16 protein-coding genes and 1 pseudogene are annotated in these 21,107 nt (G+C 61.9%); 6 read left to right on the forward strand and 11 right to left on the reverse strand.

Going from position 1 to position 21,107, the window contains the following annotated elements:
• Nucleotides 1–2: 2 nt before the first annotated feature.
• Nucleotides 3–1,325 carry a 3-deoxy-D-manno-octulosonic acid transferase gene (locus ETW24_RS12890; RefSeq protein ID WP_129371420.1) on the forward strand — a complete coding sequence of 441 codons (1,323 nt, stop codon included), beginning with the start codon at nt 3–5 and terminating at the stop codon, nt 1,323–1,325.
• The gene (locus tag ETW24_RS12895; RefSeq protein WP_129371421.1) at nt 1,312–2,370 is read left to right on the forward strand and encodes a glycosyltransferase family 4 protein; all 1,059 of its coding nucleotides are present in this window, start codon (nt 1,312–1,314) and stop codon (nt 2,368–2,370) included. The genes ETW24_RS12890 and ETW24_RS12895 overlap by 14 nt, the downstream gene beginning before the upstream one ends.
• Before the next feature lie 228 nt (nt 2,371–2,598).
• Here the strand turns inward: ETW24_RS12895 and ETW24_RS12900 are convergent, their stop codons facing one another.
• From ETW24_RS12900 to ETW24_RS12935, 7 genes and pseudogenes are all read right to left on the reverse strand, one after another.
• On the reverse strand, nt 2,599–3,213 hold the full coding sequence (locus tag ETW24_RS12900) for a DUF2059 domain-containing protein (protein WP_129371422.1): 615 nt from the start codon (nt 3,211–3,213) through the stop codon (nt 2,599–2,601).
• A 60-nt stretch (nt 3,214–3,273) separates the two neighbouring features.
• Nucleotides 3,274–4,245 (reverse strand): annotated as a pseudogene (locus ETW24_RS12905) (IS91 family transposase).
• 45 nt (nt 4,246–4,290) lie between these two features.
• Nucleotides 4,291–4,605 (reverse strand): tyrosine-type recombinase/integrase, encoded by a 315-nt coding sequence (locus tag ETW24_RS25115; protein WP_302664660.1) that lies wholly within the window; start codon nt 4,603–4,605, stop codon nt 4,291–4,293.
• A 404-nt stretch (nt 4,606–5,009) separates the two neighbouring features.
• Nucleotides 5,010–6,173: a M20 aminoacylase family protein gene (locus ETW24_RS12920; RefSeq protein WP_129371424.1), complete on the reverse strand. Its 1,164-nt coding sequence runs from the start codon at nt 6,171–6,173 to the stop codon at nt 5,010–5,012.
• Nucleotides 6,174–6,207: 34 nt separating this feature from the next.
• A complete protein-coding gene (locus ETW24_RS12925; protein WP_129371425.1) occupies nt 6,208–7,374 on the reverse strand; it encodes a M20 aminoacylase family protein in 1,167 nt (388 codons plus the stop codon).
• Between the two features lie 181 nt (nt 7,375–7,555).
• Nucleotides 7,556–8,737 carry an acetylornithine deacetylase gene (gene argE, locus ETW24_RS12930; protein ID WP_129371426.1) on the reverse strand — a complete coding sequence of 394 codons (1,182 nt, stop codon included), beginning with the start codon at nt 8,735–8,737 and terminating at the stop codon, nt 7,556–7,558.
• Nucleotides 8,738–8,739: 2 nt separating this feature from the next.
• Nucleotides 8,740–10,560, reverse strand: a complete 1,821-nt coding sequence (locus ETW24_RS12935) for an ABC transporter ATP-binding protein (RefSeq protein WP_129371427.1) — start codon at nt 10,558–10,560, stop codon at nt 8,740–8,742.
• Between the two features lie 342 nt (nt 10,561–10,902).
• Between ETW24_RS12935 and ETW24_RS12940 the strand changes: the two genes are divergently transcribed.
• From ETW24_RS12940 to ETW24_RS12955, 4 genes are all read left to right on the forward strand, one after another.
• Nucleotides 10,903–12,606, forward strand: coding sequence for a peptide ABC transporter substrate-binding protein (locus tag ETW24_RS12940; protein ID WP_129371428.1), 1,704 nt, complete (start codon nt 10,903–10,905; stop codon nt 12,604–12,606).
• 146 nt (nt 12,607–12,752) lie between these two features.
• Nucleotides 12,753–13,760 carry an ABC transporter permease gene (locus ETW24_RS12945; RefSeq protein ID WP_129371429.1) on the forward strand — a complete coding sequence of 336 codons (1,008 nt, stop codon included), beginning with the start codon at nt 12,753–12,755 and terminating at the stop codon, nt 13,758–13,760.
• Nucleotides 13,753–14,664, forward strand: a complete 912-nt coding sequence (locus tag ETW24_RS12950) for an ABC transporter permease (protein WP_129371430.1) — start codon at nt 13,753–13,755, stop codon at nt 14,662–14,664. Before ETW24_RS12945 ends, ETW24_RS12950 begins: the two co-directional genes overlap by 8 nt.
• 231 nt (nt 14,665–14,895) lie before the next feature.
• A complete protein-coding gene (locus ETW24_RS12955) occupies nt 14,896–15,969 on the forward strand; it encodes a YeeE/YedE family protein (RefSeq protein ID WP_129371431.1) in 1,074 nt (357 codons plus the stop codon).
• Here ETW24_RS12955 and ETW24_RS12960 read toward each other — a convergent pair.
• The 4 genes from ETW24_RS12960 to ETW24_RS12975 form a co-directional block, all read right to left on the reverse strand.
• Nucleotides 15,905–17,185 (reverse strand): DUF3422 family protein, encoded by a 1,281-nt coding sequence (locus ETW24_RS12960; protein WP_129371432.1) that lies wholly within the window; start codon nt 17,183–17,185, stop codon nt 15,905–15,907. The genes ETW24_RS12955 and ETW24_RS12960 overlap by 65 nt on opposite strands.
• Before the next feature lie 221 nt (nt 17,186–17,406).
• On the reverse strand, nt 17,407–18,843 hold the full coding sequence (locus ETW24_RS12965) for an NAD(P)(+) transhydrogenase (Re/Si-specific) subunit beta (RefSeq protein WP_129371433.1): 1,437 nt from the start codon (nt 18,841–18,843) through the stop codon (nt 17,407–17,409).
• 15 nt (nt 18,844–18,858) lie between these two features.
• A complete protein-coding gene (locus ETW24_RS12970; RefSeq protein ID WP_129371434.1) occupies nt 18,859–20,430 on the reverse strand; it encodes a Re/Si-specific NAD(P)(+) transhydrogenase subunit alpha in 1,572 nt (523 codons plus the stop codon).
• 138 nt (nt 20,431–20,568) lie between these two features.
• Nucleotides 20,569–21,018 (reverse strand): methyltransferase family protein, encoded by a 450-nt coding sequence (locus ETW24_RS12975; RefSeq protein ID WP_129371435.1) that lies wholly within the window; start codon nt 21,016–21,018, stop codon nt 20,569–20,571.
• Nucleotides 21,019–21,107: the final 89 nt, after the last annotated feature.

The raw sequence follows: 21,107 nt of genomic DNA on the forward strand, positions 1-21,107 counted from the left end.
TCATGTCCAGTGACTCGCCCGTGCGGCCGACGCTGCTTTACTCCCTTTATTGCGGCGCCAGCGCCCTGATTGCGCCCTTTGCCTGGCGCAAGGTGGCGGGCAAGCTGCGTGATTACGGCCTGCCGGAGGCGCGCGTGCGCGAACGCCTTGGCCACGCCTCCCTGCCCCGTCCCGCCGGGCAGCTGATATGGTTCCATGCCGCCTCGGTCGGCGAGAGCTTATCGGTACTCACACTCATCAAGCGCATGGGAGAACAGGCGCCGGACGCGGAATTTCTGATCACTTCCGGCACGCCAACGTCTGCCGAGCTGATTGCCAAACGGATGCCGCCACGCTGCCGCCATCAGTTCCCGCCGCTGGACACAGCCTCGGCGGTGGACCGATTTCTGGCGCACTGGCGCCCCGATCTGGGGGTGTTTGTCGAAAGCGAACTGTGGCCGCAAATGCTGGTGCGGGCGCGCAAGGGCGGCTGCCCGCTGGTGCTGCTGAATGCGCGGCTGTCGGACCGGTCTGTGGAAGGCTGGAAGAAACGCCCGGAAACGGCGCGCTACATCCTGGGGCAATTCGACCTGCTGGTGACGCAAAATGCAAAGACCGCATCAAACCTGCAGGCGATGGGCGCCAACCCCAAGCGCGTCCGCCCCGGCAGCAACCTCAAGGCTGTCTCAGCGCCGTTGCCGGTCGACCGGGACAGCCTTGAAAAGCTGCGTAAAAACATCGGTGAACGCCCGGTCTGGATTGCGTCCTCTACCCACGAGGGCGAGGAAGAGACCGTGCTGGAGGCACATAAAACGCTGCTGAAGAAGCACCCAGACCTTTGCCTGCTGCTCGCTCCCCGCCACCCCGAACGCGGCGATGCGGCAGAAGCTCTGGTGAAGGGCGCAGGCCTGTCCTGCGCGCGGCGCAGCAAGGGCGTCATGCCCGGGACGGCCACCCAGGTCTATCTGGCTGACACTTTGGGCGAGGTCGGCACCTGGTATGCCCTCAGCCCGCTGGTATTCCTGGGCGGCTCCCTCCGCGAAATAGGCGGTCACAACCCGTTTGAGCCAATGCAGGCGGGCGCCACTGTGATCACCGGCACCGGACATTACAATTTCGCCGAAACCTATGCCGAACTGACCGCGCTTGGCGCCGCCGCTGAGGTGCGGTCCGCGGCAGAGTTGACCGATCAGGTTGCCACCTGGCTGGAGCAGCCGCAGGCCTTCCAGGCTGCCTGTGACGCCGCCCGGCAATTCATCTCCCGCCAATCGGATCAATTGGACAAGACGGTGGACGCCCTGCTGGCGATTCTGCCCCGCGATGGAGGCCATGATGGCAAAAACTGACGCCAATACGGTCGAAGTCATCGCGCCGAATTTCAAACGCCGCCTGTCCGGCGTCACCTCTACCATCGTGCGGCTGGTGCCGCTGCAGCGCCAGCAGATCGCCATTGCCACCGCCGGCAGCGGCCTGCCCGGCGGCATGCCGCATCTGTCGGTGCTGCAGCTCTTGTTCATGAAACGCAACGGCCCCGCCGGCGCCCGCGTCTGGCACGCCCGGCGCAATGTCGAAATGCTCGGCGGGCTGGCGTTGAAATACCTGCTGGGCAAGCGGCTGAAACTGTTGTTCACCTCGGCTTCCCAGCGCCATCACTCCGGTTACACCAAATGGCTGATTTCCAACATGGACCGGGTGATTGCAACCTCGGCCAAAGGTGCCGCCTATCTGCAGAACCCGGTGCAGGTGGTGCATCACGGGATCAATACCGAAGAATTTTCCCCGCCCGCTGACAAAGCCGCGTTGCGGCGTGAACTGGGCCTGCCTCAGGATGCAATCCTGATCGGTTGCTACGGCCGCATCCGGGCGCAAAAAGGCACAGACGTCTTTGTCGATGCCATGCTGGAGGTGCTGAAAGCGCATCCCCAAGCGGTGGGCCTGGTCATGGGCCGCGCCACCGAAAAGCATGTGGCGTTTGAAAAGGAGCTGCGCGCCAAGGTGGAGGCCGCAGGCCTGTCCGGCCGCCTGCTGTTCCCGCCTGAGGTGCCGGTCTGGGAGGTTTCCCGCTGGTATCAGGCGCTGGATCTCTATGTGGCACCGCAACGCTGGGAGGGGTTTGGCCTGACCCCTTTGGAAGCCATGTCTTGCGGGGTGCCTGCGGTTGCCACCCGCGTTGGCGCCTTTGAAGAGCTGATCGCCCCGGGTGAAACCGGCCTCTTGATCGACGCAGGCGAGACCCGGCAGATGGTGGAGGCGATCAATGAGGTGTTATCCACCGAAGGGCAGCTGGACGCTTGGTCAGAGGCAGCACGCAAGCACGCGATTACCAATTTCGCGTTGGAAAAGGAGGCCGGTGCGCTGGTCGCGATCTACCGCGAGATGCTGGAGCATTAGCTTCTTCCTTTATCCCAAAGTATCTACCGCCTAAGCTCACTCAATTCGCTGTCGCAACAAAAGCAAAGCTACCGTTCATGCGGCATGCGGCGAAAGCCGGCGCAGAGCCAACCTGTTTAATGCTGCATTGTCTCTCAATGTCCGCATCAGTTTGGTTAGGTAATGAAAATTGAAAAACCGGCATGTTTTGCCAGAATATTTTATTGAGAAACTCTAACTAGCGCGGTGTCATTCTGCGTTGCGCAAGGCTTCTGCAACCACTGCTCGTCGGCTTTCATCCGCAAACGCCATCACTTCTTCCATTTCTATGATGTCGGCGATCCGTACCGGCGAGAAAACTGCGCGCAGATATTGGGTTACGGTTTCCCCCTTGGCTTCCATACTTGATTCTAATTCCAACAAATGTTCAGCAAGCGGTGCGCCCGCTCCTTCAGTAAAAAACGCAACGTTAGAGGTGAAAGTGACAGGCGTCACGCCCTGCTCCAACAAGACGCGCCCCTCGTCTGCGCGGTAGAAGTCTGCCAAGGCAGCGATTTCCTCGGTCGTTAGCACCTCTTGGTAGACGGCGGCAACATTCCCACGGATCAACTTAAGAAGTTCAGCATCAAAGTCGCCTGCCAGTTCCTCCCAAAACCGGTCGGAGTTTATAATTTCGGCCCCCAAATCCGCAAAGCCCGGTTGCAGTTTAGTGTAAACCTCTTGTCTAAGGCTTGTTACCCTTTCTTCTGCATCTGACCAACGCATATGCGCATCTGCAACAAAGGCAACGTCCGCAGCCGCCTCCGAAAGGGCGGAAGTTACGGTGCCGAGCAAAAATATTGCAGCGATAAGAATCTGTTTCATTTGGGGCAGCGTATTGCTGGTTCATGGCGGAAATTTGACGCCGTGCACTGAAGGCTAAAGTCACCCTTGACCCAAAAGAAATTCCTCCCTTGGGCGTGCGCGGGATTTTGGAGTTTGGCCGCGCAGGAAGGTCTCGATGACACGCATCGCGCTGCCGCATTCCGGGCCAGCTCGAAGCTGGTCCTCTTCATCCGTGCCGGTGCGCTGATCGTTTTCGGCCGCCTGATCCGGGTTTTGCTCTTTGCCGAGCAAGCTCCTGATCCGTCCCGTCCTGTCGCGCCGGATACCATTGGCGAGGAAGCCAGCGTGTCTGATGCAGTGGAAGCCGGTGGGCAGGACAGGGTTGAGCAAGCGGCGGATGAACTCATCTGCCGGCAGGCGCATGACCTTCGTCCCCCATTCATGGTTTGAGATAGCCCCCCGGTGGGTATACCGGCTCACATAGGCAAGCACGGCATCCGGCCCGCCGAAGGGCGGTTTGGCATAAACGGCCCGGTTGGTTTTGCGCAGCGGCGCGGGATGGGCAGCGAAGGTATCCGGGTTTGCTCATCCCGCCAGAGCGCCGAAACAGCCTCGACAGGACCTTCACCGGCAGGAAAACCGCCTGGGCGGCAGGCGCTCCAGCGGGTGCCATCTGGCGGCAGCCCGCCTCCCGGCACGAAAACATGCACGTGCGGGTGATGGGTCATTGCCGAACCCCACGTCTGCAGAACCGATGTCATGCCGGTCTTCACACCCGGGTGTTTTGGACCGGCTGCGATGGTCAGGAGCGTTTGGGACGACACCTTGACCAGCAAGCCATAGGCCGCCGCCTTGTTCTGAAACGCAATACCCGCGATCCGGGCTGGCAGCGTAAAGACCGCGTGGAAGTATTCGACGGGCAGCATGCCCGCCGAGCGCTGCGGTCCGGCAGCTCTCAATCGCGGACATTACCTTCAACTGTGGCAGGTTCAGGTGTCCGGCATGGTCATGACGGCAGGCAGCACCGCGGGCGCGGAAGATATCCGCGACCTCCAGTCCGGGACGGGGCATCTGAGCCCTGCCTGACCGGGATTGGCCTCCCGTCTCATGAGCAGATCAAGGGGGCTGGCTACATCCTGAAAGGTGTTGGCCGCCACCTTTGGTGGTGGTCTCCGGCTTGGCGTGCCCGGGCAAAACCTGAATGACCCGGATATCAGTCCCGGCCCCCGGCAGATGGGTTGCAAAGCTGTGCCTCAGCCTGTGGGGTGGCACCTTCTTCCTGACCCCGGCGAAGCCGTGCGCCACGCCGAAAGCCACGCTAAAGGCAGCGCGGCATCGCAATCCAGGTCCGGGCGCGGTTTCCAGAAGGCGTGACACGTCCTCGGCGCTCAGCGCCACGGGGATCTTCTTGGCTGCCCGCTGATAACGCATGCGCCGCGTTCAGCGGGAAAACGAGTGACAGGATCGTTTTCCTTTCCGCCTTCACTCTCCGGGCGCAGACACCTGGTTGCATAGAAGAAGCTCAGCACCGTCAACCGGTTATTGAAGGTTGGCGCACCAACGCCCCGTTCCTTCATATCAAGCTGAAATGCCCGCAACTCCTCCGGCGTCGCGCTATTCGGCGCATGCCCCGGAAACCGGGCGAGGCCGCGCATCGCCCGCAAATTTACGCTTCCGCTCTTGGTTGTTGCCACGGCCACGCATGTGGTCCGGGCGGCAATTCAGCGATCGCAAGCTTCGACCGCGGAGATAAGCCGCGAGCTGGGCCCTTGCCTCGGCAAGTGAATTGAACCGCAGGCTCGTGAGGGGGCAAACAGCCCCCTCCCCGCATAAGGCTAAGCAGCCGGCATCCGCTGCTCGACGATCTCCGCCCACCAGCTGCAGCCTGCAGGGATCGCGTCATCGTTGAAGTTATACTCCGGATGATGCACCATCGCAGTATCGCCGTTGCCCATCAGAATATAAGCGCCCGGGCGCTCTTCCAGCATGAAGGCGAAATCCTCGCCGCCCATCACCAGCGGCGCGTCTTCGCAGGAACCGGAAACACTGGCGGCCACCTTGGCGGCGAACTCAGTCTGCGCGCCGTGGTTCGCCATCACCGGGTAACCGCGATGATAGGTGACATCTGCGGTGCCGCCAAAGGTCGCCGCGATACCCGTGCAGACCTCGTTGATCCGCTTCTCGGCCAGGTCGCGCATCTCCCCCGACATTGTGCGCACGGTGCCCTTGATCTGCACCTTTTGCGGGATCACGTTGAACGCCTTCGAGGACGTCTCAAACGAGGTCACCGAGACCACAATCTGATGCACCGGGTCGGCGTTGCGCGAGGCAATGGTCTGCAGCGCCAGCACGGCCTGGGCTGCCAGAACGGTGGTATCCACGGTTTCATGCGGCTTGGCAGCATGGCCGCCGCGGCCTTCGAAAGTGACGTCGAACTGGTCGGTGGCGGCAAAGAACGAACCGGGGCGGATGGCGAAGGAGCCCAGCGGCTGGCCCGGCCAATTGTGCAGGCCGTAGACTTCCTGGATGTTCCAGCGGTCCATCAGCCCGTCATCGCACATCACCTTGGCACCGCCGCCGCCTTCTTCGGCGGGTTGGAAGATCACCACCACGGTGCCGTCGAAATTCCGTGTCTCGGAAAGGTACTTAGCCGCGCCCAGCAGCATCGCGGTGTGGCCGTCGTGGCCGCAGGCATGCATCGCACCGGGGGTCTTGGAGGCATACTCCAGCCCGGTCTGCTCATGGATCGGCAGCGCGTCCATATCGGCGCGCAAGCCGATGACCTTGCCCGATGTGTCCGCCTTACCCTTGATCACGCCCACCACGCCGGTGCGGCCGATGCCGGTCACCACCTCGTCGCAACCGAATTCCTGCAGTTTTTCCGCGACCAGCGCGCTGGTACGGTGGGTTTCGAACAGGATTTCCGGGTTTTCGTGGATGTCACGGCGCCAGGCGGTGATTTCATCCTGCAGTTCGGCAAAGCGGTTCTTGACCGGCATTTCTCGCTCCTTTGGTTGTCTTTTCCCCGCAGCCTCAGGCCGCAGGCATTCTTCGTTCCACCAGCTCGGCAAACCAGCTGCATCCCAGCGGGATCGCCTCGTCGTCAAAGACATAGGCCGGGTGGTGGCACATCTGGGTGTCGCCGTTGCCGAGGAAGATATAGGCACCGGGGCGCTGCTCCAGCATGTAAGAGAAATCCTCGGATGGCATAATCGGCGGGGTCTCAGTGTCGACCTTGGCAGAGACCGCCTGCGCTGCCTCCACCGCATGGACGGTGCCGTTTTCATCATTGATTGTAACGGGGTAGCCTGGAACCCACTCGACCTCGGCTGTGGCGCCAAAGGCCGCCGCCGTGCTTTCGGCAACCCGGCGCACCCAATCCCCGGCCTGGGTGCGGCACTCCGGATCCAGGGTTCGGACGGTGCCTTGCAGCTTGGCGGTATGGGCAATCACGTTCGAAGCCGTGCTGTCGGTCTCAAACGTGCCGACGGTCAGCACCACCCGCTTTACCGGGTCGACGTTGCGCGAGACGATCGAATGCAGCGAGACCACGATCTGCGAGGCCGCAAGCGTCGTATCAATCGCCTCATGCGGGGCGGCGGCATGGCCGCCCTTGCCGGTGACGGTGATGACAAATTCATCCGAAGACGCCATCAGCGGGCCGGGGCGGATGGCAAATTCACCCACTGGCAGGCCGGGCATATTGTGCAGGCCATAGACCTCCTGGATGCCCCAGCGGTCCATCAGCCCGTCGTCGCACATCGCCTTGCCGCCTGCGCCGCCTTCTTCTGCGGGCTGAAATATCAGAACTGCCTTGCCGTCAAAATTCCGTGTCTCTGCAAGATACTTAGCCGCCCCCAGCAGGATCGAGGTGTGGCCGTCATGGCCGCAGGCGTGCATCACGCCGGGCGTCTTGGAGGCGTAGCCCACCCCCGAGGCTTCAGGGATTGGCAGCGCGTCCATATCAGCGCGCAGGCCGATAGCGCGGCCCGACGTATTGGTCCTGCCCTCGATCACCGCCACCACCCCGGTCTTACCCACGCCGGTGGTGATATCGGTGACGCCGAACTCCTTGAGCCGCTCCACCACAAAGGCGGCAGTCTCGTGCACCTCGTACATCAGTTCGGGGTTCTCGTGCAGGTGATGGCGCCAAGCGGTGATCTCCTGGTGCATCTCGGCAAAACGGTTCTTGGCCGGCATATTCCCCTCCCCTTTTTGTTTCAGGTTCCGTTGCGGCAGACTGTCCGCGAAAAAACTTAGCTTCGCAAGTATCCGGTCCCGCCGGGACGCGGCGGAACCCGCCAGGGCGGAGGCGGCATCCGCGCTCCCCCTGCAGCATCTGTACACCTTCAGCACCAATCCGAGCATGAAACGCCCGGATTCAAGGCAGCGGAAAGTTCCCGCTCAGCTTCTCCACCAGCTTGCGCATGAAGTCGTGACCCGCATTGAATTGGGCGATTGTGATAAATTCGTTGGGCTGATGCGCCTGCGCGATGTCGCCAGGACCGCAGATCACTGCGGAATAACCCGCCTGCTGAAACTGGCCCGCTTCAGTACCGTAGCTGACCACATGGGAGCCGTTGTCGCCGGTCACCCGGCGCACCAGCGCCTCTGCCTCGCCGTTTTGTTCCGGAACCAGTCCGGGCACGTCGAAATGCTTGGACACGTCAATGCGGGCGTCCGGGTGGATCATCTGCATCTCCGCTTCTATTTCGCGCACCTTGGCGAGATAGGCGGCTTCCCAATCACTGGCGCTCTCCCCCGGCACCACCCGGAAATCCATCATGAACCGGCAGTCCTTGGCGGTGATGTTGTGGGCGGTGCCGCCCTCGATCATGCCGACGTGGCAGGTCGTCCAAGGCGGGGAGAACATCGCCTGCACCTCGCCCGGCTCCTTGGCCATATTCTCAGCGTTCTTCAGGTTGGCCCAGTCGATCAGCCGGGCGCCCTGCATAATAGCGCTGACACCGGTGTGCATCAGCGACGAATGCACTTCGAACCCGACCAAATGAGTGTCATAGCCGGTGCCGCCCTTGTGGCCGGTGACGGCCTGCATCATCGACGGTTCGCCGACAATCACCGCCGCCCCCTTGGGCAGAACAGGCTGCATCGCGGCGATCATAGGCGGAGCGCCGGTGCAGCCGATCTCTTCGTCGAAACTCAGTGCCAGTTGCAGCGGTCGCTTAACGCCTTGGGTCTGCGCCTCCACCAGCGCCCAGATCGCCAGCGCGTCATAGCCCTTCATATCGCAGGTGCCGCGGCCGAAGTACTTGCCGTCTTTCTCGACCACTGTGAAAGGATCCGTGTCCCAGGGCTGGCCGTCCACAGGCACCACATCGGTGTGGCCCGAGAGCACCACGGCACCCTCCTCCCAAGGACCAACATGGGCAAAGACGGCGGCCTTGTGCGATTGCTGCGGATCCGTCCAGCGGTGGCTTTCGATACCGTGCAAGGACAGGTATTCCTGCACCCAATCCACCAGCGGCAGGTTGGTGTCGCGGCTCACGGTCGGGAAGGAGACCAGCGCTTGCATGATCTCCAAAGGCGTCAATCTGGCGGCCATGATCAGTAGCCGCTGTCTGTGGTCAGCACGAAATGGCCGGGTTCCAGCTCCAGGTACTCCGACGGTTCCGGCTCATACCCCACTTCGTGGATCGGCGAGGGGATCGGTTTGAAGTTCAGCTCTTTCTCCGATTTGCGCTGGCGCGGGTCGGCGATCGGCACAGCTTTCATCAGCGCCTGGGTGTAGGCGTGCAGCGGGTTTTCAAACACACGTTCGCGCGGACCGAGCTCAACGATGCGGCCCAGATACATGACGCCGACCTGATGGCTGACGCGTTCCACCACTGCCATGTCGTGGCTGATGAACAGGAACGACAGGCCCAGTTCCGCCTGCAGCTCCATCATCAGGTTCAGCACCTGCGCCTGCACCGACACGTCAAGCGCCGAGACCGCCTCGTCCGCGACAATGAGCTTGGGGTTCAGGGCCAGGGCGCGGGCGATGGCGATCCGCTGGCGCTGGCCGCCGGACATCTCATGCGGGTAGCGGCGCATGAAGCTGCGCGGCAAATGCACCCGGTCAAACAGGCCTGCGACCCGGTCGTGCAGTTCCGAGCCGGAGGCCAGCCCATAGTTGCGCAAGGGTTCCGCCACCTGATCCACCAGCTGCATTTGCGGATTCAGGGACGCAAAGGGATCCTGAAAGATCATCTGCATGTCCTGGCGCGCCTTGTGCATCTGGGAGGCGTTGAAACCCAGCACATCGCGGCCCTCAAACTCCACTTTGCCTGAATCAGGCTCCACCAGCCGCAGGATCGAGCGGCCGGCCGAGGATTTGCCGCAGCCGGATTCCCCAACCAGCGACAGGGTCTGGCCCTTGAACACCTTGAAAGAGACATCTTCTACTGCGTGGACATTAGAAATCGTGCGGCGAAACAGCCCGCCTTTGACCGGGAAACGGGTTGTAAGGTTCTGCACGTCCAGCAGCACCTCCTCCGTGCCCTTGATCGGTTCGATCTTCTGGCCTTCGACCCCCAGCAGCTTCATCGGCTCGGGGTATTTCTTGCCGCGCATCTCGCCGAGTTTTGGAACTGCGGCCAGCAGCGCCTTGGTGTAGTCGTGCTTGGGATTCTCAAAAATCTCCTCGACAGAGCCTTCCTCAACCTTGTTGCCGCGGAACATGACGACAACGCGGTCGGCCATCTGCGCCACAACGGCCATGTCGTGGGTGATGAACATCACTGCGGTGCCGGTCTCGCGTTTCAGGCGGTCCATCAGCGCCAGGATCTCGGCCTGGATAGTCACATCCAGCGCTGTTGTGGGTTCGTCGGCGATCAAAAGCCGCGGCTCGCAGGCCATGGCCATGGCAATCACCACCCGCTGACGCATGCCGCCGGACAATTCATGCGGGTATTGTTTCAGGCGCCGCTCCGGCTCGGGGATGCGGACCTGGCTCAGCAGTTCCAGCGCGCGTTCCTCGGCCTGGGACTTGGACATGTTCTTGTGGATGCGCAGACCCTCGGTCAGCTGGCGGCCCACCGTGAACACCGGGTTCAGCGCGGTCATCGGCTCCTGGAAGATCATGCCGATCTCGTTGCCTCGGATCTGCTTCATCATCTCCTGTTCGGTGCTGGCCAGATTGGTCTCGCCGCCCTCACGCCGGTTGAACAACAGCTCGCCGCCCGCGATCTCTCCACCGCCGAACTCCACCAGCCGCATCAGCGACAGCGAAGAGACCGATTTGCCCGACCCGGATTCGCCCACGATGCAAACGGTTTCGCCCGGGCTGACATCAAAGGAGACATCCTCAACGCCGGTGACAGGGCCGTCCTTGGTCTGAAACTCCACCCGCAGATTTCTTATGGACGCAATGGTGTTGTCCAGCATGACGGCTCCCCTGCCTTATTATTGCCAAGCCTGCCGGGAACGGAGGCCTCAGCTTTCAGAGTAAACTCTACTTTGCACAAAAATGCTCATGCAAATAATGCATAGGGTGATCGAAATTGGAATTTGCAATTTCCGGTGAACTGGTCTTCGATACCACCAGTGGCTGCCTGCAATGCGCCCCGCGCCGGTCTGCCCGGCAAAATGTTAAGACTGCTTAGTTTCTTCGTTTTTTGGCTGCCTGCAGGCGCGAATGCTACATTTCCGCAGTGATGCGGCAATCGTCCGGGCCAAAGAGTCCGGCCAACAAATAAGACACGAAACGTGTCCGACAAGGAGAGTGTGATGAAACTCAAATCCCTATTGATGGGGGCTGTTGCCACTGCCTCCCTCGCGCCGGCGGCCTTTGCCGAACGCGGGTCAGACGGCCAGGTCAACATCATTTATTGGCAGGCGCCGTCGATCCTGAACCCGTATCTGTCAAGCGGCACCAAGGACATCCAGTCCTCGTCGCTGGTGATTGAACCGCTGGCGCGCTACGACCCGCAGGGCAACATGGTTCCCTATCTGGCCGCAGAAATTCCAACTGTGGACAATGGCGGGGTCAGCGAGGATCTGACCTCTGTAACCTGGAAAATCGCGCCCGGCATGAAGTGGTCCGATGGCAGCGGTGTCACTGCGCATGACGTCAAGTTCACCGCAGACTACTGCATGCATCCCGAGGGCGGCTGCGCCCAGCTGACCAAATATGAAGGTGTCACAAATGTCGAAGCGCTGGATGATCTGACCGTCAAGGTCACCTTCGACAAGCCGACCCCCTTCCCCTACGGCCCGTTTGTGGGCGGCGAAGGCCCGATCCTGCAAAAGGCGCAGTTTGAAAACTGCACCGGTGCCCGGGCGCCGGAATGCACCGATGCCAACTTTGGCCCGATCGGCACCGGCCCGTTTGTGGTCGATGAGTTCAAGCCGAACGACGTGATCACCATGTCGGCCAACCAAAACTACCGCGACCCGGCCAAGCCGGCCTTTGCCAAGGTTCTGTTCAAAGGCGGCGGTGACGCAACCGCTGCGGGGCGTGCGGTAATGGAAACCGGCGAGTTCGACTATGCCTGGAACCTGCAACTGGCGCCGGAAGTGATCGCCCAGATGGAAGCGGGCGGTAAAGGCACACCGGTTGCGGGCTTCGGTTCGCTGGTGGAACGCATCATGCTGAACCAGACCGATCCGTCATCAAGCCTGCCCGAGGGCGAGCGCGCGACTGCCAAGCATCCGCATCCGTTCCTGAAGGACCCGGCTGTCTATAAGGCGATGTCGATGGCTATCGACCGTCCGCTGCTGGTGGAAATCGGCTATGGCAAAGCAGGCGCAGTCAGCTGCAACTGGGTGCCCGCACCTGCGGCCTTTGCCTCCGACACCTTTGACTGCTCCACTCAGGACATCGAAGGCGCCAAGGCGATGCTGGAGGAAGCCGGCTACAAGGACACCAATGGCGACGGCGTGCGGGAAACCCCTGACGGCAAGCCGATGAAAATCCTGTATCAGACCTCGACCAACGCTGTGCGTCAGGACTTCCAGGCGCTGATCAAGGAATGGTGGAGCCAGATCGGCATCGAATCCGAGCTGCGCAACATCAACGCTTCGGTGTTCTTCGGCGGCGACCCGGGTTCGCCCGACACTTTCCAGAAGTTCTATGCCGACGTCGAAATGTACGCCAACAACTTTGACGGCACCGACCCGCAGGCCTACCTGGGCAACGGTCTGTGCGATCAGGCTCCGCGTCCGGACACGCAGTGGCAGGGCCAGAACATCTCGCGCTTCTGCAACGAGGAGTTCGACCAGCTGCACGCCGAGCTGAGCAAGACAGCCGGTCTGGAAGCGCGTGCCGAGATCGGCCGCCGCCTGAACGACATTATGGTTGAAAACGGCGGCATGATCCCGCTGGTGCACCGCGGCCGCTTGTCGGCGCATTCCAATACCCTGGGCGGTGTGAACCTGAACGTCTGGGACAGCGAGCTGTGGAACGCAGCTGACTGGTACCGCATCAAGTAAGCCCGGCTTGCTTTTCCGGGGCCCCGGCACATGCCGGGGCCCCTTGCCATCCGGAAGGGCAGCGCCGCAGTCCCCCGCATGGCCTGGACGCGGGGCCTCTCTCCGCATGTTCCGAATTCAATACAAGTTGCAAAGGCGCTTAGCAGATGCTGACCTTTACAATCCGGCGGCTGATCCTGGCAGTTCCGACACTGCTGTTCATCAGCCTCGTGATCTTCCTGCTGCTGGAGCTCGCCCCCGGCGATCCAATGGCGCAGGTTCCCCTGACCGTCCCCGCTGAAGTCAAAGAAAAGATGCGCCTGGCCCTGGGCCTGGGCGAGCCGATGCATATCCGGTTCTGGAAATGGCTGGTGCAGTTCTTTTGGATCGAACCGCAGGTGCTGATCGACAACATCTTCGGCACCGGCCTGGCTGACGGCAAGCTCAGGGTGATTTCCTGGCAGACCCGCTCGCCAGTGATGGATATCGTGGTGCAGCGGATGCCGCAGACCCTGTGGGTGGTCGGCACCGCCTATGTGGTCGCCATCCTGATCGCGCTGCCGATCGGCATCTATTCCGCCTACCGTCAATACAGCTGGTTCGACCAGCTGGGCACATTCGTGTCGATGGTCGGCTTCTCGGTGCCGCCGTTCTTCTCCGGTGTGCTGGTGATCGTGATCTTTTCAGTGCAGCTTGGCTGGTTCCCGTCGATCTATGACACCACCCATGTGGTCGACAGCTGGGACAGCTTTGTCTACCAGCTGAAGCAGATGATCATGCCGGTGATGGTGCTGGCGCTGCAGATCACCGCACAGCTCAGCCGCTTTATGCGCGCCTCGATGCTGGACAACCTGAACCAGGATTATGTGCGTACCGCGCGGGCCAAGGGTCTCAGCGAATATGTCGTGGTAATGGTGCATGTTCTGCGCAATTCGATGATCCCGGTGGTCACCGTGATTGCGCTGGGGATTCCGGCGATCTTTGGTGGCGCCATCATCACCGAGCAGGTGTTCAAGGTGAATGGCATCGGCCAGCTGCTGATCGGCGCCATTCAGGCCAACGACCTGCCCATGGTGCAGACGCTGACCTTTATCTTTGCGGTGCTGATCGTGCTGTTCAATCTGATAGCCGACGTGCTGTACGGCATTCTTGACCCGAGGATCCGCTATGACTGAGTTGAGCAATCCGCAACCTGCGAAACCGCCGCGCAGCCAGTGGCTGGACGTGTGGGACCAGTTCAAATCCCACCGTGGTGCGCTGATGGGCGGAGCCTTGTTCCTGTTCATCATCCTGGCGGTCTATCTCGGCCCCTACCTGTGGGACCTTGAGGCCACCAAGATCGACATCCGCGCCCGTAACCAGGGCCCCACTTGGGCGCATCCCTTTGGCACCGATCAGCTGGGCCGCGACATGCTGGCCCGGATGATGGCGGGTGGCGCCACCTCGGTTTCCGTCGGTCTGACCGCGATGCTGCTGGCGCTGTTCCTGGGGTCATTCATCGGGGTTATGGCCGGTTTTTTCAAGAAGCTGGATGGGCCGCTGATGCGCCTCACCGACCTGTTCCTGGCGCTGCCGCTATTGCCGCTGCTGCTGGTCATGATGCTGCTGTTCCGCGAACCGCTGAATGCGGCCTTTGGGCCGGAACAGGGGATTTTCATCCTGATCGTGGTCTCCATCGGGGTGACCAGCTGGATGCCAACCGCACGGATCGTGCGCGGCGATGTGCTGGCCCTGAAGGAGCGCGAGTTTGTGATGGCGGCGCGATCCATCGGCACCACCAACAGCGGGCTGATCACCCGGCATATCCTGCCCAACGTGCTGTCGCCCATCATGGTCTCGGCCACGCTGGGGATTGCCACTGCGATCATCACCGAATCGTCGCTCTCCTTCCTCGGCCTCGGCTTCCCGCCGGACTTCCCGACCTGGGGGCGGTTGCTGTTTGATGCCACCGATTACCTGCAGCAACACCCCGAGCGGGTGTTCTGGCCCGGCATGGCGATCTCCTTGACGGTGCTGAGCGTGAACTACCTCGGCGACGGGTTGCGCGATGCGCTGGACCCGCGGATCCGCGGGCGCTGAGGCGCAACACACGCATACATTCAAATAAAAACATACCTTCTGGCCGCTTTCCCCAAAGCGGCCAGTTTGTTTTGCTGGCCGCGGTTTCTTGAAATCCGATTTTCCCCCGAACCGCATAAATTGGGAAAAGCGTCCCGACCTGACACCGCGAGCATGCCCAGCACCGCTTGCCTATGCAGTGAATACCCGCCATTTCGGGAAAACGTTCCGAATCCACAGCAGGAGAGCGCAATGTTCGAAACATTCGGTTTTGAAGACACCACAGCACGGGAGATTTCCGTCTTGTTCGCATTGGCCATCGGCGTGCTGTTCGGCGCGCTGGCGCAGTTGACCCGTTTCTGCTTCCGCCGTGCGCTTGCAGGGGACGACCGGCGCCGGGCTGCTGGTGTCTGGGCGATGGCTTTGGCGGTTGCGGTCCTTGGCACGCAAGCTGCCGTGGCGCAGGGCTGGATCAGTTTTGCGGACCACCGGTTGCTAACCGGAGATCTGCCGCTGCTGGCAATCGCCGCAGGCGGGCTGATGTTCGGAGGCGGCATGATCCTGACCCGCGGATGCGCGTCGCGGCTGGTGGTTCTGGCAGGCAGCGGCAATCTGCGGGCACTGCTGGTGATCGCAGTCTTCGCTGTTACGGCCCATACCACGCTCAAGGGCGTTCTGGCGCCGCTTCGAACCGCGCTTGGTTCCGTGACGCTGCCCTTGGGGGAGCAGGTTTCGCTGGCCGCCCTGCCCGGTGGAGCGCTGTTGTGGAGCGCATTGATCGCCGCTGCCGCGCTGGCTGTTGCGCTGCGTTCGGGAAACCGCCTGCTGACACTGGGCGGCGGCGCCTTGATCGGCTTGCTGGTGCCCCTGGCCTGGGTTGGCACCGGCTTTGTGCTGTTTGACGAATTCGACCCGATCGCAATGGAGAGCCTGTCGTTCACCTCTCCGGCTGCGGACACATTGTTCTTTGTTATCGCCTCCAGCTCCATTCCTGCAGGCTTTGGACCGGGGCTGATCGGCGGTGTGCTGCTGGGCGCCCTGGCGGCTTCACTGCTGAGCGGCAGCTTCCAATGGCAAAGCTTTGAAAGCCCGCGCCAAACAGGCCGCTATCTGACCGGCGCCGTGCTGATGGGAACCGGCGGCGTTTTGGCAGGCGGTTGCACTGTGGGTGCGGGGCTGGCCGGCATCCCGACGCTAAGCATCGCTGCTGTGCTGGCGCTGGCCTTTATCGCGCTTGGCGGCATCGGCATGAATGCCCTGCTTAATGCAGCTTCTTCCGAATCCGCTGGATCCCCAGCCACACCAGCCCGACAACCGGCAGAGTGACCGCCGCCATCAGCAGCTTTTTATTCAGCCCGTAACGTTCGGCCAGCGGCAGGAAGAAGTCGGACACCAACGAGACCGCATAATAGCTGACTGCCACCACTGACAGCCCCTCGACCGTGTGCTGCAGACGCAGTGCAAGATCGGCGCGGCGGTCCATACTGGCAAGCAGCGCCTGATTCTGCGCAGACCGTTCCACATCCACCCGGGTCCGCAGCAGCTCGCCTGCCCGGCGCGCCCTGCCCGCCAGCGCCTCCAGCCGTTTTTCCGCCGATTTCACCGTGCGCATGGCCGGCTCAAACCGCCGCAGCATGAATTCCGCCAGCGTCTGAAATCCTTCGTGGCGGCCTTCGCGCAGCAGGCTGACGCGCTGATTGACCAAAGCTTCGTAAGCACCCGTTGCGCCAAAGCGGAAGGCAGAGCGGGCTGCCATTGCCTCCAGCTCCGCCGATACTGTCAGCAGCTGCGACAGCGTTTGTTCGGCAGGCACGGTGCCGCTGGTCATCTCCACCATCATCTCGCTGAGATGCGTGTCCAGCGCACTGATGGTTGGTGTCAGGCCGCGGGCGCGGGAAAAGCCCAGCATCGCCATAGCCCGGTAGGTCTCGATCTCGCACAGCCGCTGCACAATCCGGCCGATGCGCTGGCTTCCGGTCCCCGCACCCGGCAGCACGGCAAACCGCATGTGCCCGGCGGGGTCAATGCGAAAGTCCCCGGCGACCACGGCGCTGTCATCCAGTACCGGCGACACCGCCACGCTTTCCGGCACAAACCAGTCGTGCAGGGTAGCCTTCAGCCTGGCCGGAGCCGTGCGCGGCACCACCCGGATCAGCGCAGAGGTGATCCGCTGCCCCGGCGCCTGTGCCAGCCAGTCCTCGGGGAAGACATCGAAATCCGCCGGATCAAAGGCACGTGTGCTGACGCCGTCCCGGTAGACCGTGTAGCTGACGAATTCCGTGTGCTGCTCCCATTTGATCATGTGCCGCCCGATTTGCGCCGTGTGATGCGTTGCCCCCGGCTGCGGATGCGCTGCGCCATGGCGGTCCAGAAGGTCCGTCAGATGCTGGACATCCTGTTGCCTGTCGCGATGTTCGGCTTCCTGCGGCTGTTTTACCGCCAGGTAAACCACTGTGCAGGGGCTGGACATCGCGGGAAAGGGCCGCGCGTGCAGCTCATTGGTGAGCTGATAACGTAAAGGGTGATCCTGGATCAGGCGCATTGGGGTCTCCCGGGCAATGCCGCGGACCATAAAGCCTGAGGAAATGCATGTAAAGAAAACTGGTATTTCAATATGTTATGTGGATGCCACGGTATACAGAGGCCATCCAAAGGGGCTCTGCCCCCAGCCTGCGGCTTCCCCCGGAGTATTTTGGACCAGAAAGAAGCAGCGCAGAAAAAAGGCGCCCCGGTTGGAGCGCCTTTTACAGGTTATCTGTTCTCTTAGCTGATCATGGTCAGCAGATTATCGAGGCTTGCCTTTGCGTCGCCGTAGAACATGCGGGTGTTTTCCTTGAAGAACAGCGGGTTCTCGATACCGGAATAGCCAGTGCCCTGGCCGCGTTTGGAGACAAACACCTGTTTCGCCTTCCAGCATTCCAGCACCGGCATGCCGGCGATGGGGGAGTTGGGGTCCTCCTGGGCGGCCGGGTTGACGATGTCGTTGGAGCCGATGACGATGGCCACGTCGGTATCCGGGAAGTCCTCGTTGATCTCGTCCATTTCCAGCACGATGTCGTAAGGCACTTTCGCTTCCGCCAGCAGCACGTTCATGTGCCCCGGCAGGCGGCCTGCGACCGGGTGGATGGCAAAGCGCACGGTCTTCCCTTTGGCGCGCAGACGGCGGGTCAGTTCGGCCACGTTCTGCTGCGCCTGCGCCACCGCCATGCCGTAGCCGGGGATGATCACCACAGAGTCGGCCTCGTCCAGCGCCGTCGCCACACCGTCGGCATCGATGGCGATCTGCTCGCCGTCGATTTCCATCGCCGGGCCCGCAGTGCCGCCGAAGCCGCCCAGGATCACCGACACGAAGGAGCGGTTCATCGCCTTGCACATGATGTAGGAGAGGATCGCACCCGAAGAGCCGACCAGCGCGCCGACCACGATCAGGAGATCATTGCCGAGGCTGAAGCCGATCGCCGCCGCGGCCCAGCCCGAGTAGCTGTTCAGCATCGACACCACCACCGGCATGTCGGCGCCGCCGATGCCCATGATCAGGTGGTAGCCGATGAACAGCGCCGCCAGGGTCATCAGGAACAGCGGGAAGAAGCCGCCCGTGTTGAAGTACCAGATCAGGCTGAGGAAGGAGAGGCCTGCGGCGCCGGCGTTCAGCATATGGCCGCCCGGCAATTTGGTGGCCGCCGAGGTGAGCTTGCCCGCCAGCTTGCCAAAGGCGACAACCGAGCCGGTGAAGGTGATCGCCCCGATGAAGATGCCCAGGAACAGCTCAACCCGCAAAAAGGCGATTTCCGCCGGGGTCTTTTTGGCGATCAGCTTGGCAAAGGTGCCGAGCTCTTCGGTGCTGCCTGCAGCAACCGCCGCCGCCACATTGCCGATCTCGAAATGGGCGATAAAGCCCACAAACACCGCGGCCAGGCCGACCAGCGAATGCATCGCTGCCACCAGCTGCGGCATCTCGGTCATCTGGACCTTCTTGGCGACATAGGTGCCGATGAGGCCGCCGCCGGCGATCAGCAGCAGCGACAACAGCCACAGGCCTGAGCCGGGGCCGATGATCGTGGCAAAAACCGCCAGCCCCATGCCGGCAATGCCGTACCAGACCGCGCGTTTGGCGCTTTCCTGGTTGGACAGGCCGCCCAAGGACAGGATGAAAAGAACTGCCGCAACAACATAGGCGGCGGTGGTGAAACCGTAATCCATTGTACCTGCCTCGCTTTAAGATTTCTGGAACATGGCAAGCATGCGCCGGGTGACGAGGAAGCCGCCGAAGATGTTGATCCCGGCCATGAAGACCGAAAGCGCCGCCAAGAGGATCACCAGCCAGCTGCCTGAGCCGATCTGCATCAAGGCGCCGAGGATGATGATCGAGGAGATCGCGTTGGTCACCGCCATCAGCGGTGTGTGCAAGCTGTGCGCCACGCCCCAGATCACCTGGAAGCCCACAAAGCAGGCCAGCGCAAAGACGATGAAATGCTGCATGAAGCTGACCGGAGCGAACAGCCCGACCAGCAGCAAGAGCGCGCCGCCGCCTGCCAGCAAAGTCACCTGGCTTTTGGTCTGCGCCGTGAAGGCCGCAACCTCCTGGGCGCGTTTTTCTTCCGGTGTCAGCTCCGGCACGGTTTCCTTGGGCTTGGCGGCAATTGCCTGCACTTTGGGCGGCGGCGGCGGGAAGGTGATCTCACCCGCAAAGGCCACGGTGGCGCCGCGGATCACGTCGTCCTCCATGTCGTGATTGACCTGGCCGTCTTTTTCCGGAGTCAGATCCGTCATCATATGGCGGATGTTGGTGGCATAAAGCGTCGAGGCCTGCGCCGCCATCCGGCTGGGGAAATCGGTATAGCCAATGATGGTGACGCCATTGTCTGTGACGATCTTGTCGTCCGCCACCGTCAGCTTGCAGTTGCCGCCCTTCTCCGCTGCCAGGTCGACAATGACCGAGCCGGGCTTCATCGCCGCGACCATATCCTCGGTCCACAGCTCAGGTGCTTCGCGGTTGGGGATCAGCGCGGTGGTGATGACGATGTCCACCTCAGGCGCCAGCTCGCGGAACTTGGCCAGCTGCGCTTCGCGGAATTCCGGCGAGGAGACCGAGGCATAGCCGCCGGTGGCGGCGCCGTCCTGCTGGGCTTCCTCAAAGTCGAGATAGACAAATTCGGCGCCCATGCTCTCGACCTGCTCGGCCACTTCCGGGCGCACGTCAAACGCCAGGGTGATCGCGCCAAGCGAGGTTGAGGTGCCGATGGCCGCCAGGCCGGCAACACCGGCGCCAACCACCAGAACCTTGGCCGGGGGCACCTTGCCCGCCGCGGTGATCTGACCGGTGAAGAAGCGGCCGAAGTTGTTGCCCGCCTCGATCACCGCGCGATAGCCCGCGATATTGGCCATTGAGCTCAGCGCATCCATCTTCTGCGCGCGGCTGATCCGCGGCACCATTTCCATGGCGATCACATTGGCGCCCTTGGACTTGGCCAGCTCCATGCCCTCTTCATTGCCCGCCGGGTTGAAGAAGGAGATCAGCGTCTTGCCCTTGGTCAGCCGCTTCAGCTCGGTCGCATCCGGCTGCCGCACCTTGGCGATGATATCGGATGCTTTCCACAACGCTGCCGGTGTCTTGATGATCTCGACGCCCGCCGCTTCATAAACTGCGTCAGAAAAACCTGCAGCCGCACCGGCCCCGGCTTCGATCGCGCAATCATAGCCGAGTTTCTGCAACTGCTTGGCAGAGTCCGGCGTCATGCCGACCCGGTTCTCGCCCGCAAATGTTTCTTTTGGTGTCCCTATTTTCACCTTATGGGTCCCCCTCGTCTTGCCCGTGCCAGCAATGCCTAGGTACGGATCACAATGATTTCCTTTACTATGCGCAAGATTGTTGCGCAAGGATTTTGCTGCATTGCCGCAAAGTCATGCTGCAATGCCGCGTTCCGATCAGATCCAGCGGCGCACCTTTTTCTCATAGCGGGCCCAGTCCGCCCGGAAGGTCCGCCGCAGCCTGTCTTCTTCGGGAATGACAAACCGCTTTTCCAGTAGCCACAGGAAGATGGGGATCAACGGCAGCGCCAGCACTGCGTCAAACCACAGCACAAGGCCCGCGAGGATCAGAACATCGCCCAAATAGATCGGGTTGCGGCTGCGGCTGAAGATCCCTGACTGCACCAGCCGGCTGGGTGTCTGGTGCGGAATGACCGTGGTTTTTTGCCGCCGCATCTCGGTTATGGCGAGCAGAGCCAGCAAGAGGCCGCCACCCAGCAGAATACCACCCAGGAACCCGGCCCATGCCCCCCCGAAAGAAAGCCCGAATGCGGCATGAACCGGCTGCAGCCAGGCCGTCAGAACAAAGCCTGCCAGCCAGACGGGCGGCACATCCAGCCACCGCATCACGCCCTGCTCACTTGCAGAATATGTCCTGAAATCATATGCATTTCGGGCAATCTTTCCTTATCCGGCTTGCTCGTCCAGACCTGTTC

The sequence above is a fragment of the Leisingera sp. NJS204 genome (assembly GCF_004123675.1).
Taxonomy (GTDB): Bacteria; Pseudomonadota; Alphaproteobacteria; order Rhodobacterales; family Rhodobacteraceae; genus Leisingera.

Bases quoted from the DNA above. Each gene is read 5' to 3' on its own strand.
- ETW24_RS12890 (WP_129371420.1), top strand. From the start codon at position 3: ATGTCCAGTGACTCGCCCGTGCGGCCGACGCTGCTTTACTCCCTTTAT.
- ETW24_RS12895 (WP_129371421.1), top strand. From the start codon at position 1,312: ATGGCAAAAACTGACGCCAATACGGTCGAAGTCATCGCGCCGAATTTC.
- ETW24_RS12900 (WP_129371422.1), bottom strand. From the start codon at position 3,213: ATGAAACAGATTCTTATCGCTGCAATATTTTTGCTCGGCACCGTAACT.
- ETW24_RS25115 (WP_302664660.1), bottom strand. From the start codon at position 4,605: ATGCGTTATCAGCGGGCAGCCAAGAAGATCCCCGTGGCGCTGAGCGCC.
- ETW24_RS12920 (WP_129371424.1), bottom strand. From the start codon at position 6,173: ATGCCGGTCAAGAACCGCTTTGCCGAACTGCAGGATGAAATCACCGCC.
- ETW24_RS12925 (WP_129371425.1), bottom strand. From the start codon at position 7,374: ATGCCGGCCAAGAACCGTTTTGCCGAGATGCACCAGGAGATCACCGCT.
- argE (WP_129371426.1), bottom strand. From the start codon at position 8,737: ATGGCCGCCAGATTGACGCCTTTGGAGATCATGCAAGCGCTGGTCTCC.
- ETW24_RS12935 (WP_129371427.1), bottom strand. From the start codon at position 10,560: ATGCTGGACAACACCATTGCGTCCATAAGAAATCTGCGGGTGGAGTTT.
- ETW24_RS12940 (WP_129371428.1), top strand. From the start codon at position 10,903: ATGAAACTCAAATCCCTATTGATGGGGGCTGTTGCCACTGCCTCCCTC.
- ETW24_RS12945 (WP_129371429.1), top strand. From the start codon at position 12,753: ATGCTGACCTTTACAATCCGGCGGCTGATCCTGGCAGTTCCGACACTG.
- ETW24_RS12950 (WP_129371430.1), top strand. From the start codon at position 13,753: ATGACTGAGTTGAGCAATCCGCAACCTGCGAAACCGCCGCGCAGCCAG.
- ETW24_RS12955 (WP_129371431.1), top strand. From the start codon at position 14,896: ATGTTCGAAACATTCGGTTTTGAAGACACCACAGCACGGGAGATTTCC.
- ETW24_RS12960 (WP_129371432.1), bottom strand. From the start codon at position 17,185: ATGCGCCTGATCCAGGATCACCCTTTACGTTATCAGCTCACCAATGAG.
- ETW24_RS12965 (WP_129371433.1), bottom strand. From the start codon at position 18,843: ATGGATTACGGTTTCACCACCGCCGCCTATGTTGTTGCGGCAGTTCTT.
- ETW24_RS12975 (WP_129371435.1), bottom strand. From the start codon at position 21,018: ATGCGGTGGCTGGATGTGCCGCCCGTCTGGCTGGCAGGCTTTGTTCTG.